General features: G+C 62.6%; 12 protein-coding genes and 2 pseudogenes. 12 read left to right on the plus strand and 2 right to left on the minus strand.

All coding sequences use genetic code 11. The annotated features are described in order from the left end of the window. The first annotated feature begins 8 nt into the window (after positions 1-8). The 11 genes and pseudogenes from paaK to ACYCCG_RS14100 all read left to right on the plus strand — a co-directional run bounded on the left by paaK (position 9) and on the right by ACYCCG_RS14100 (position 11,006). A complete protein-coding gene (gene paaK, locus ACYCCG_RS14050; protein ID WP_404701018.1) occupies positions 9-1,328 on the plus strand; it encodes a phenylacetate--CoA ligase PaaK in 1,320 nt (439 codons plus the stop codon). A gap of 199 nt (positions 1,329-1,527) precedes the next feature. Next, the gene (gene paaA / locus ACYCCG_RS14055; protein ID WP_101196787.1) at positions 1,528-2,517 is read left to right on the plus strand and encodes a 1,2-phenylacetyl-CoA epoxidase subunit PaaA; all 990 of its coding nucleotides are present in this window, start codon (positions 1,528-1,530) and stop codon (positions 2,515-2,517) included. A gap of 25 nt (positions 2,518-2,542) precedes the next feature. Continuing rightward, positions 2,543-2,824 (plus strand): 1,2-phenylacetyl-CoA epoxidase subunit PaaB, encoded by a 282-nt coding sequence (gene paaB, locus ACYCCG_RS14060; protein ID WP_004374528.1) that lies wholly within the window; start codon positions 2,543-2,545, stop codon positions 2,822-2,824. Between the two features lie 8 nt (positions 2,825-2,832). Further along, the gene (gene paaC / locus ACYCCG_RS14065; protein WP_176684220.1) at positions 2,833-3,591 is read left to right on the plus strand and encodes a 1,2-phenylacetyl-CoA epoxidase subunit PaaC; all 759 of its coding nucleotides are present in this window, start codon (positions 2,833-2,835) and stop codon (positions 3,589-3,591) included. Continuing rightward, positions 3,578-4,111 carry a 1,2-phenylacetyl-CoA epoxidase subunit PaaD gene (gene paaD / locus ACYCCG_RS14070; RefSeq protein WP_176684221.1) on the plus strand — a complete coding sequence of 178 codons (534 nt, stop codon included), beginning with the start codon at positions 3,578-3,580 and terminating at the stop codon, positions 4,109-4,111. Before paaC ends, paaD begins: the two co-directional genes overlap by 14 nt. A 15-nt stretch (positions 4,112-4,126) precedes the next feature. Then, positions 4,127-5,203 carry a 1,2-phenylacetyl-CoA epoxidase subunit PaaE gene (paaE, locus tag ACYCCG_RS14075; RefSeq protein WP_070383930.1) on the plus strand — a complete coding sequence of 359 codons (1,077 nt, stop codon included), beginning with the start codon at positions 4,127-4,129 and terminating at the stop codon, positions 5,201-5,203. Positions 5,204-5,352: 149 nt separating this feature from the next. Continuing rightward, complete coding sequence (locus ACYCCG_RS14080; RefSeq protein WP_004374508.1) at positions 5,353-5,661, plus strand: DUF485 domain-containing protein; 309 nt, start codon at positions 5,353-5,355, stop codon at positions 5,659-5,661. Then, positions 5,652-7,220, plus strand: a pseudogene (locus ACYCCG_RS14085) (cation acetate symporter); the annotation flags it as partial. The gene ACYCCG_RS14080 and the pseudogene ACYCCG_RS14085, both read left to right, overlap by 10 nt. Positions 7,221-7,259: 39 nt before the next feature. Further along, positions 7,260-8,492, plus strand: coding sequence for an OprD family porin (locus ACYCCG_RS14090; RefSeq protein WP_459670844.1), 1,233 nt, complete (start codon positions 7,260-7,262; stop codon positions 8,490-8,492). A gap of 37 nt (positions 8,493-8,529) precedes the next feature. Next, entirely contained in the window at positions 8,530-10,584 is a 2,055-nt protein-coding gene (gene paaZ, locus ACYCCG_RS14095) for a phenylacetic acid degradation bifunctional protein PaaZ (RefSeq protein WP_459670846.1), read from the plus strand. A gap of 251 nt (positions 10,585-10,835) precedes the next feature. Next, complete coding sequence (locus tag ACYCCG_RS14100) at positions 10,836-11,006, plus strand: hypothetical protein (RefSeq protein ID WP_155295227.1); 171 nt, start codon at positions 10,836-10,838, stop codon at positions 11,004-11,006. Positions 11,007-11,084: 78 nt separating this feature from the next. Here the strand turns inward: ACYCCG_RS14100 and ACYCCG_RS14105 are convergent, their stop codons facing one another. After that, positions 11,085-11,354, minus strand: coding sequence for a DUF6555 family protein (locus ACYCCG_RS14105; RefSeq protein ID WP_004374494.1), 270 nt, complete (start codon positions 11,352-11,354; stop codon positions 11,085-11,087). Between the two features lie 296 nt (positions 11,355-11,650). On the opposite strand from ACYCCG_RS14105, the gene ACYCCG_RS14110 reads away from it, so the two are divergent. Beyond that, entirely contained in the window at positions 11,651-12,049 is a 399-nt protein-coding gene (locus tag ACYCCG_RS14110; protein ID WP_252461368.1) for an NUDIX hydrolase, read from the plus strand. A gap of 1 nt (position 12,050) precedes the next feature. Here ACYCCG_RS14110 and ACYCCG_RS14115 read toward each other — a convergent pair. After that, a pseudogene (locus ACYCCG_RS14115) lies at positions 12,051-12,182 on the minus strand (Clp protease); the annotation flags it as partial. Positions 12,183-12,195: the final 13 nt, after the last annotated feature.

Genomic DNA, 12,195 nt, shown 5'->3' on the forward strand with positions numbered 1-12,195 from the left:
GTGAAGCCATGAACATGTACCATGATGCCGATCGTGCCCTGCTGGATCCGATGGAAACCGCCAGCGTCGATGCCCTGCGCCAACACCAGCTGGAGCGTCTGCGCTGGAGCCTGAAGCACGCCTACGACAATGTGCCGCTGTACCGCCAGCGCTTTGCCGAGTACGGCGCCCACCCCGATGACCTCAAGTGCCTGGAAGACCTGGCGAAGTTCCCCTTCACCGGCAAGAACGACCTGCGCGACAACTACCCCTATGGCATGTTTGCCGTGCCCCAGGAAGAAGTGGTGCGCTTGCATGCCTCCAGTGGCACCACCGGTAAGCCAACGGTGGTCGGCTACACCCAGAACGATATCGACACCTGGGCCAATGTGGTTGCCCGTTCGATTCGTGCGGCTGGCGGGCGCAAAGGCGACAAGGTGCATGTGTCCTACGGCTACGGGCTTTTCACCGGCGGGCTCGGCGCGCACTACGGTGCCGAGCGCCTGGGCTGCACCGTGATCCCCATGTCCGGTGGCCAGACCGAGAAGCAGGTGCAGCTGATTCGCGACTTCCAGCCCGACATCATCATGGTCACCCCGTCCTACATGCTCAACCTGGCTGATGAAATCGAGCGCCAGGGCATCGACCCGCACGACCTCAAGCTGCGCCTGGGCATTTTTGGTGCCGAGCCGTGGACCGACGAGCTGCGCCGCTCGATCGAGCAGCGCCTGGGTATCGATGCCCTCGATATTTATGGCCTCTCGGAAATCATGGGCCCCGGCGTGGCAATGGAGTGCATCGAGACCAAGGACGGCCCGACCATCTGGGAAGACCACTTCTATCCCGAGATCATCGACCCTGCCACCGGCGAGGTACTGCCGGATGGCCAATTGGGCGAACTGGTATTTACCTCGCTGAGCAAAGAGGCATTGCCGATGGTGCGCTACCGCACCCGCGACCTCACCCGGCTGCTGCCCGGCACCGCTCGGCCGATGCGGCGGATCGGCAAGATCACCGGCCGCAGTGACGACATGCTGATCATTCGCGGGGTCAATGTGTTCCCGACCCAGATCGAGGAACAGGTCCTGAAAATAAAACAGCTATCTGAGCTTTATGAGATTCATCTGTATCGTAACGGCAACCTGGATAGCGTCGAGGTGCATGTGGAGTTGCGTGCCGAGTGCCAGCACCTCGATGAGGGCCAGCGCAAGCTGGTGATAGGCGAGCTGAGCAAACAGATCAAGACTTACATCGGCATCAGCACCCAGGTGCACCTGCAGCCCTGCGGCACGCTCAAGCGCTCCGAGGGCAAGGCGTGCCACGTGTTCGACAGACGGTTGGCCAGCTGACCCATTCGGCTGCCTTTTCGGCCCCGGCATTGTCCGGGGCCTTTTTTTTGCCTGCGTTACGCCGGGCAAATGCTGCTGCCCGACAGCCCTCTTGGCTGTCAATGTGATACACAAATATTACCTGATACACATAAATGTGTTTGACGTTATGTTTTGTATCGCTTACAAATGACTCATGCCTTAGCAGGAGTCGCAGCACATGTACGCACAGCTAGTGGAAACCGGAGTCAAGCGCGTTAAGACGCTGGAAGAAATGTCCCCCGAGGAACGCAACTTCCAGGAAAAGATCGACGCCGAAATCAAGATCGAAGCCAAGAACTGGATGCCCGAGGCCTACCGCCAGACCCTCATCCGGCAGATCTCCCAGCACGCCCACTCTGAAATCGTCGGCATGCTGCCCGAAGGCAACTGGGTTACCCGTGCCCCCAGCCTCAAGCGCAAACTGCAGCTGATGGCCAAGATTCAGGACGAAGCCGGCCACGGCCTGTACCTGTACAGCGCCATGGAAACCCTGGGGGCGGACCGCGACGAAGAAATCGCCAAACTGCACAGCGGCAAGGCCAAGTACTCGAGCATCTTCAACTACCCCACCCTCAGCTGGGCCGACATGGGCGCTGTGGGCTGGCTGGTGGATGGCGCCGCCATCGTCAATCAGGTGGTGCTGCAGCGCACTTCTTACGGCCCCTACTCCCGCGCGATGATCCGTATCTGCAAGGAAGAGAGCTTCCACCAGCGCCAGGGATACGAAATGCTCCTGACCATGATGCGCCAGGGCACCCAAGCCCAGCGCGACATGGTTCAGGACGCCATCAACCGCCTGTGGTGGCCGGCACTGATGATGTTCGGCCCTAGCGATGAACACTCGCCCAACAGCGCCCAGTCGATGGCCTGGAAGATCAAGCGCCAGACCAACGACGAACTGCGCCAGCGCTTCATCGACCAGACCGTGCCGCAGCTGGAACTGCTTGGCTGCACTGCGCCTGATCCTGAGCTGAAGTGGAACGCCGAGCGCGGCCACTACGACTTCGGTGAAATCCAGTGGGACGAGTTCTACGAAGTGATCAAGGGCAATGGCCCGTGCAACCTGGAACGTGTCGCCACCCGGCGCAAGGCCATCGAGGACGGCGCCTGGGTACGCGAGGCTGCCGTGGCCTATGCGCGCAAGCAACAGAACAAGAACGCCGCCTGAGCGGCGATTGATGCGGAGATCGAAAATGTCTGTCTGGACCCTCTACGAAGTGTTCGTGCGCAGCAAGCACGGCCTTAACCACAAACATGTCGGCAGCGTGCACGCCGCCGATGCCGCCATGGCCATCGAGAATGCCCGCGAGCTCTACACCCGCCGTAGCGAAGGTGTGAGCCTGTGGGTGGTGCCTTCGGCGCTGATCACCGCCTCCTCTCCCGACGAGAAAGACCCGCTGTTCGCCCCTTCGGACGATAAGGTCTATCGCCATGCCAGCTTCTACGAACTGCCCGACGAAGTCGGACACATGTGAGGTGGGCCATGCATAAAGAAGCCCTTATCCCCTACCTGCTGTTGCTCGGTGACAGCGCCCTGGTCCAGGGCCAGCGCCTCTGTGAGTGGTGTGGCCGCGCCCCGGCCATCGAGGAAGAGCTGGCCCTGATGAACGTCGGCCTCGATCTGGTCGGCCAGGCCCGCAACTGGCTGGAGTATGCCGCCGAGCTGCTCGACGATGGCCGGGATGCCGATGCCCTGGCGTTCCGCCGTGACGAGCGCGCCTACCGCAACCTGTTGCTGGTCGAGCAGCCCAACGGTGATTTTGCCGTGACCATGACCAAACAGTTCCTCTACGACGCCTGGCACTTCGCCGTGCTGCGGGGGCTGGTCGAGTCCAGCGACGCGCGAATCGCCGGTATTGCCGCCAAGGCCCTGAAGGAAGTCACCTACCACCTGCGCCGGTCCAGCGAGTGGGTACAACGTCTGGGTGGTGGTACCGATGCCAGCCGCCAGCGCATGCTGGCCGCTATCCCGGCACTGTGGCGCTTCACCGTCGAACTCGCCGCTGGCAGCGACAACGAAGTGCGTTTGGCCGAATGCGGTATTGCCGCCGACCCAGCGACCGTCGGGGCCACCTGGCTGAAGCAGGTCACTGAGACTTTTGCTTCGGTCGAACTGCCGCTGCCCAAGGCCGCGAGCCACTTCTACCTGGACGGCCGCAAAGGCCTGCACACCGAGCATCTGGGCCTGCTGCTGGCCGAAATGCAGTTCCTGCCAAGGGCCTACCCCGATGCAACCTGGTGAACTGATTGCCGGTGACCGCGGCGCGCGGGCACAGCAAGGTGACGACCTGGCCCGGGCCTGGGCGGTATTGGGCCAGGTCATGGACCCTGAAGTGCCGGTAGTCAGCGTGGTCGACCTGGGGATCGTGCGCGATGTCGATTGGCGCGCCGGCCACCTGCACCTGGTGGTCACCCCGACCTACTCTGGCTGCCCGGCCACCGAAGTCATCGAAGGGGATATCCGTCAGGCGCTGGAACAGGCCGGTTTCACCGCGCCAGACCTGGAGCGCCGGCTCACCCCGGCCTGGAGCACCGACTGGATCAGCGAACTGGGCCGCGAGCGCCTGCGCGCTTATGGCATTGCGCCGCCGCAAGGCAGCGCCAGCAAGCGCAGCCTGCTCGGCGAAGCGCCCCAGGTGTGCTGCCCGCAATGCGGCAGCGCCCTTACCGAATTGCTCAGCCAGTTCGGCTCCACGGCCTGCAAGGCGCTGTACCGCTGCCGCGAGTGCCTGGAGCCATTCGACTATTTCAAATGCATTTGAGCCGTGGAGACCACCATGAGCCAGTTTCATAGCCTGACCATCAAGCAAGTGCGCAATGAGACCCGTGATGCGGTATCGATTGCCTTCGATGTGCCCGAGCACCTGCAGGACCAGTTCCGCTTCACTCAGGGCCAGTACCTGGTCATGCGTACCCAGCTGGACAACGAAGAAGTCCGCCGCTCCTACTCCATCTGCAGCGCCGTGCAGGACGGCGAGCTGCGCGTGGCCGTCAAGCGCGTGCCGGGCGGGCGCTTCTCGGCATTTGCCAATGAAGTGCTCAAGGCCGGCCAGCAGCTGGAAGTGATGCCGCCATCGGGGAGCTTCTTTGTGCCTCTGGACCCGGCTCGCCAGGGCAACTATCTGGGGGTGGCCGCCGGCAGCGGCATCACCCCGATACTGTCGATCATCGCCACTACGCTGGCTAGCGAGCCGCACAGCCGTTTCACCTTGCTGTACGGCAACCGCTCCAGTTCGGGGGCGCTGTTCCGCGACAAGCTCGAAGACCTGAAAAACCGTTACCTCGACCGTTTGAACCTGATTTTCGTGTTCAGCCGCGAACAGCAGGACGTCGACCTGTACAACGGCCGCATCGACGCTGACAAATGCGGCCAACTGTTTTCGCGCTGGCTGGACGTTGCCGGCCTGGACGCGGCATTCATCTGCGGCCCGCAGGCGATGACCGAAACCGTGCGTGACAGCCTGCAGGCCAACGGCATGGCCAAGGAACGCATTCACTTCGAGCTGTTCGCCGCCGCCGGCAGCGAGGCCCGCCGCGAAGCCCGTGAGGCGGCACGCCAGGTGGATTCGGCGCTTAGCCATATCACCGTAATCAGCGACGGCCGGGCACTGAGCTTCGACCTGCCGCGCAACACCCAGAACGTACTGGACGCCGGCAACGCCATCGGCGCCGAGCTGCCCTACTCGTGCAAGGCCGGCGTGTGCTCCACCTGCAAGTGCCGGGTGATCGAGGGCGAAGTGGAAATGGACAGCAACCATGCCCTCGAAGATTACGAAGTGGCGGCCGGGTATGTGCTGTCGTGCCAGACCTACCCGGTGAGCGACAAGGTGGTGCTGGACTTCGACCAGTTGTAGACCGAGTCGACTGCTTCGCGGGTAAACCCGCTCCTACAGGGGCTGCGCAAGACCCTATGGCAGCCTCCTGCCTGCGAAGGGCCTAAGCAGCAACGCAATACCCCGCGTGACCTCAACAAAACAATTACAACACCCAGAGATCGCAACCTATGACACCCGAACGCATAGAAAGCATCGCCAACCACCCCGACTTCCAGCACCTGGTGCGGCGCAAACGCCGCCTGAACGGCAGCCTGACCCTGGCCATGCTGGTGGTCTACTACGGCTTCGTCCTGCTGGTCGCGTTCTCGCCCAGCACCCTCGGCCAGTCCCTCAGCGGCGGCGTAACCACTGTCGGCATGCTGGTGGGCGTGCTGATGGTGCTGCTGTCCTTTGCCCTGACCGGCATCTATGTGCACCGCGCCAACAACGTGCTCGACCCGCTCAACGACAAGGTCAAGCAGGAGTGCGCACAATGAACTGGACAGCCATTTCGATGTTCATGGTGTTTGTCTGCTTCACCCTGCTGGTCACCCGCTGGGCTGCCCTGCGGACCCGCTCGGCCAGCGACTTCTACACCGCCGGCGGGGGCCTGACCGGCATGCAGAACGGCCTGGCGATCGCTGGGGACATGATCAGTGCTGCTTCGTTCCTGGGCATTTCCGCGATGATGTTCATGAACGGCTACGACGGCCTGTTGTATGCCCTCGGTGTCCTGGCAGGCTGGCCGATCATCCTGTTCCTGATTGCCGAGCGGCTGCGCAACCTGGGCAAGTACACCTTCGCCGACGTGGTCAGCTACCGGCTGGCGCAAACCCCGGTGCGCTTGACCTCGGCTTTCGGCACCCTGGTGGTGGCGCTGATGTACCTGGTGGCGCAAATGGTCGGTGCCGGCAAGCTGATCGAGTTGCTGTTCGGCATCAGCTACCTGTACGCCGTGATGCTGGTCGGCGTGCTGATGGTTGCCTATGTCACCTTCGGTGGCATGCTCGCCACCACCTGGGTGCAGATCATCAAGGCGGTAATGCTGCTGTCGGGCACCAGTTTCATGGCTTTCATGGTGCTCAAGCACTTCGGCTTCAGCACCGAGGCCATGTTTGCCAGCGCCGTGGCCGTGCATGCCAAGGGCCAGGCGATCATGGCCCCAGGGGGCTTGTTGTCCAACCCGGTGGACGCCATTTCCCTCGGTTTGGGCATGATGTTCGGCACCGCTGGCCTGCCGCATATCCTGATGCGCTTCTTCACTGTCAGTGATGCCAAGGAAGCACGCAAGAGCGTGTTCTATGCCACCGGTTTCATTGGTTACTTCTACCTGCTGCTGATCATTGTCGGCTTTGGCGCCATCGTCATGGTCGGCACCGAGCCGTCCTACCGCGACGCCTCCGGCGCAATCATCGGTGGTGGCAACATGGTCGCCGTGCACCTGGCCCAGGCCGTGGGTGGCAACCTGTTCCTCGGCTTCATCTCTGCCGTGGCCTTCGCCACCATTCTGGCGGTGGTTGCCGGCCTGGCGCTGTCCGGGGCTTCGGCAGTGTCCCACGACCTGTATGCCTGCGTGATGCGCAAAGGCAAGGCCACCGAGCAAGAGGAAATGCGCGTGTCGCGCATCGCCACGCTGGTCATAGGCCTGCTGGCAGTGATCCTGGGCCTGATGTTCGAGTCGCAGAACATTGCCTTCCTCTCCGGCCTGGTGCTGGCGGTGGCCGCTTCGGTCAACTTCCCGGTGCTGCTCCTTTCGATGTTCTGGAAAGGCCTGACCACCCGCGGCGCGGTGTGCGGCAGCATGGCCGGGCTGGTCTCGGCGGTGCTGTTGGTGGTGCTGGGCCCGGCAGTGTGGGTCAACGTGCTGCACAACGAAACGGCGCTGTTCCCCTACAGCAACCCGGCACTGTTCTCCATGAGCCTGGCCTTCCTCAGTGCCTGGGTGTTCTCGGTTACCGACAGCTCCGAACGTGCCGTTGAAGAGCGTGGCCGCTACCTGGGCCAGTTCATCCGCTCCATGACCGGTATCGGTGCGGCTGGCGCCAGCAAACACTGACTTCAAGGACGAACAGACATGTCGGGTAAAACAACAACAATGAACCGCACACACTTCCTGTCAGCCGCCTGGCTGGCCACCCTCGCCCTGCCCATGCCCGCGCTGGCCGACTTCATCGGCGACAGCCATGCTCGCCTGGAGCTGCGCAACCACTACCTCAACCGCGACTTCCGCCAAAGCAACGCCCCGCAGGCCAAGGCCGAGGAATGGGGCCAGGGCTTTACCGCCAAGCTGGAATCGGGTTTTACCGAGGGCCCGGTCGGCTTTGGCGTGGACGCGCTGGGGCAGTTGGGCATCAAGCTCGACTCCAGCCGCGACCGTCGCAACACCGGCCTGCTGCCGTTTGGCCCGAACAGCCACGAACCGGTCGACGAGTACAGTGAGCTGGGCCTGACCGGCAAGGTTCGTGTGTCCAAGAGCACCTTGCGCCTGGGCACCTTGCAGCCGATCCTGCCGGTGGTGGTGTACAACGACACCCGCCTGCTGGCGTCCACCTTCCAGGGGGGGCTGCTCACCAGTCAGGACCTCGATGGCCTCACCTTCAATGCCGGGCGCCTGACCAAGGCCAATCTGCGCGATTCCTCTGGTCGCGACGACATCGGCTATGGCGCTGCCAGCAGTGACCACCTGGACTTTGGTGGTGGCAGCTACGCCATCACGCCGCAAACCACGGTCAGCTATTACTACGCCAAGCTCCAGGACATCTACCGTCAGCAATTCGTCGGGCTGATCGACACCCGCCCACTGGCAGAAGGTGTGAGCCTGCGCAGTGACCTGCGCTACTTCGACAGCCGCAACGACGGCGCCGAGCGTGCCGGCAACATTGACAACCGTAACTTCAACGCCATGTTCACGCTGGGCGTGCGGGCGCACAAGTTCACCGCCACCTGGCAGCAGATGTCCGGTGACAGCGCCTTCCCGTTCGTCAACGGCGGCGACCCGTTCACCGTCAACCTGGTCACCTACAACACCTTCACCCGCGCCGGGCTGGACTCTTGGCAAGTACGCTACGACTACGACTTCGTTGCCACGGGCATCCCCGGCCTGAGTTTCATGACCCGCTACACCGACGGTCGCCACGCCGAAACTGCCACCGTGACCAATGGCCGCGAGCGCGAGCGCGACACCGACATCGCTTATGTCATTCAGAGCGGCCCGCTTAAAGACGTCAGCCTGCGCTGGCGCAATGTCACCTTCCGCTCCGGCAACGGCCTGACCAACGCCGTGGACGAAAACCGCCTGATCATCGGCTACACCCTGGCGCTGTGGTAACAGCGCCCCTCACATTTTGAACAGCATGGAGAACAGCATGTCTGCCGCCCCTACTCTGCAAAGTTTCATCGCCGGCCGTTGGCTCGGCCAGCACGGTGCCCAGGCCCTGCGCAGCGCCCTCGACGGCCACGTACTGGCCTACAGCCATGAAGAGCGCCCAGACTTCGCCGAAGCTGTGGACTACGCGCGTGCACGTGGCCTTGCCTCGCTGATGCGCATGGATTTCCAACAGCGTGCCCAACGCCTCAAAGCCCTGGCCCTGTACCTGGCCGAACGCAAGGAGCAGCTCTACGCCCTGTCGCTCCACAGCGGTGCCACCCGTGCCGACAGCTGGATCGACATCGAAGGCGGCAACGCCACGCTGTTCTCCTATGCCGGTATAGGCAGCCGCGAGCTGCCGTCGGGTAACCTGGTGCACGAGGGCCCAGCCATACCGTTGGGCAAGCAAGGCCATTTCGCCGGCAGTCACATCCTGGTGCCACGGGCAGGCGTTGCGGTGCACATCAACGCGTTCAACTTCCCCATCTGGGGCATGCTCGAAAAATTTGCCCCGACGTTCCTCGCCGGTATGCCCTGCATCGTCAAGCCGGCGACCTCGACCAGCTATTTGACCGAGGCCGTGGTGCGCCTGATGAATGCCTCAGGCCTGCTGCCCGAAGGCAGCCTGCAGCTTGTTATAGGCAGCACCGGCGACCTGCTCGACCGCCTGCAAGGCCAGGACGTGGTGACTTTCACTGGTTCTGCCGATACCGCTGCCAAATTGCGCGTGACGCCCAATCTGATTCGCAACTCGGTGCCGTTCACTGCCGAGGCCGACTCGCTCAACTGCGCCATCCTCGGCCCGGACGTGACACCGGACAGCGAAGAGTTCGACCTGTACATCAAGGAAGTGGTGCGTGAAATGACCACTAAAGCCGGGCAGAAATGCACCGCCATCCGCCGGGCGATCGTCCCGGCCAGGCACCTGGATGCCGTTGCCACCCGCCTGCGCGAGCGCCTGAGCAAGGTCGTGGTTGGCGACCCGTCGCTGGAAGGTGTGCGCATGGGGGCCCTGGCCTCCCATGACCAACAGCGCGACGTTGGCGAGCGGGTGCGCAGCCTGCTGCAGAGTTGTGATCAACTGTTTGGCGCCAGCGATGGCTTTGCCCCGCGTGGCGAAGGCGTGGCTGAAGGCGCGTTCTTTGCGCCAACCTTGTTGCAGGCCCGCGACCCGCATGCCGAGGGCGGCGCCCACGACATCGAAGCGTTCGGCCCGGTCAGTACGCTGATGGCCTATGACGACCTCGACGAGGCCTTGGCACTGGCTGCCCGTGGCAAAGGCAGCCTGGTGGCGACCCTGGTCACCGCCGACCGCAGCGTGGCCGCCAAGGCTATCCCGGTGGCTGCTGCCTGGCATGGCCGACTGCTGGTGCTCGATAGCCAGGCCGCCAAAGAGTCCACCGGTCACGGCTCGCCACTGCCGCAGCTCAAGCACGGTGGCCCGGGCCGCGCCGGTGGTGGTGAAGAGCTGGGTGGCCTGCGTGCGGTCAAGCACTACCTGCAGCGCGCGGCAGTACAAGGCTCGCCGAGCATGCTCACGGCGGTCACCGGCGAGTACGTGCGCGGCGGCGAAGTGATCGAAACCGAAGTGCACCCGTTCCGTCGCTACTTCGAGCAGTTGCGTATCGGCGAGTCGCTGCTCACCCATCGCCGCACCGTGACGGAAGCTGACCTGGTCAATTTCGGCTGCCTCTCCGGCGACCATTTCTATATGCACTTCGACGAAATCGCCGCCAAGGCGTCGCAGTTCGGTAAACGCATTGCCCACGGTTACTTCGTACTGTCGGCAGCGGCCGGGCTGTTCGTGTCGCCCGGTGCCGGCCCGGTGCTGGCCAACTATGGGCTGGACACCCTGCGCTTCATCAACCCGGTGGGCATTGGCGATACCATCCAGGCGCGCCTGACCTGCAAGCGCAAGATCGACCAGGGCAAGACCAGCCCGCTGGGGCAGCCGCAGGGGGTGGTGGCATGGGATGTGGAGGTAACCAATCAGCTGGGTGAACTGGTGGCCAGCTATGACATCCTGACCTTGGTGCTGAAAAAGCCAGCATGATGTGTTGAATCTACTGGCCTCTTCCCGGGCAAGCCGCCTTTGCCCGGTACTGCACAGCGCCCTCGTAGGAGCGGGTTCACCCGCGAAGAGGCCGGTAGCAGCTCAAGGCACTTGGGATCAATGCACCTACGTGGCTGCCGTGAAGTATTCAGGCATTTGAAACCGTTGGTCAGCGACTGCCAATGCTCAGTGGACCTCTGGCGTGCACCTGTCGCTCTTAGTTTATGAGGATCATGAACGAGGACTGCACCATGGATTCCCTACTGCGAATGGGTGGCGGCAATGTTGAAGATGACTGGCCGGAGCTGGAGCCGGATCGACGCAATGATCGGGCAGACGACCCGGATACCGACCCCAATGTGACTGATGATGAGGAAAACCGGCCCGGCGTCCCGGCCAGCGACCCTGAGTCTGGCGCCTGACACTATGAGTATCAGCGTACCCTGCAGGAGCGGGCACGTCCGCTCCTGCAGTTTCTTCTACCGGTTGCAAGCGAGCTATTAAACCATCGCCGCCGGATCGCCCACCGACTGGTTGGGCTTGCTCCCCGAAATCCGCCAGCTCACGGCGGTAATGCCGTAACGCTCGGCCATCGGCCGACTGACTTTCCTGATCTTCTCGCGACCGAACTTGGGAATGATGCCGATGCCCGCATCACAACTTGCCCAATGCCAGGCCTCGGCATTATCCAGACGTTCCAGGCGAATGATGAAGCTGCGCGGCTGGTCATGCAGTTTGTAATCAATTATGTACAGCTGTGGGCTAGGCATCGCAGGGGGCCTCCTCTTCTCCATGGATGACATTTTGATTGATCTGGCCGTGACCAGAAGATTCAAAATTTTGTCGAACCTTTGGTGCCAGTGGCCGAATGTGTGCCCCTGCCTAGGTTCCGAGACCCCGGCTCATGTTGCGCTCAGTGGCTTTGGCGTCAGCTGACCGGGGGCATGAAAAACACGCAGGCAAGATGTTTGCGTGACGGAGGTGACCGTTCGTCAGCTTCAACGCAACGTTCATTGCCAACCAAGGCCCAAACTTCATGCAATAAGGGACTCGCCCAGGAGCCTGAATGAAGCCAGTCAAGCATCGCGCTACCATTATTTGCCGGCATGGCAAGCAGCGCCATAAATGGTTGTGGGTAAGAAAGCCCAACGCGCCCTGGACCCTTCCAGGCGGCAAGATCGAACCCGGCGAGACGCCAATGCAGGCCGCCGAGCGGGAGTTGCTGGAAGAGACCGGCCTACAGGCTGAGTCGCTGATTTTGTTGATGCGCCACGAAACGCCAGAACGGATGCATTACGTGTTCGCAGCGGAGTTTGCCGACGCACCGCAACCCAAGGCCCGACATGAAATCTCCGATTGCCGCTTTGCCCACCTGGACCAGGTGGCTGCGGTGAAGGGCGAGATCAAGTCCCTGATCCGTTCCTTGCTGGCTTGTGACCCGGGCACTGCTGCGTCAGTTCGGTAAGCTAAGCGTGCACACTCCACTGAGCTGCATCCGCCTCGATCGGCATCTCGTCGATTGCGTGGATCATCCCGTTTGCCAGCGCTTCCTGCGGCGCCAGTATCCTGGGATAGGCCATTAGATAGCGCACTTGGTCCTGGCACCCTGCC

This window comes from Pseudomonas sp. VEM90, assembly GCF_054611535.1.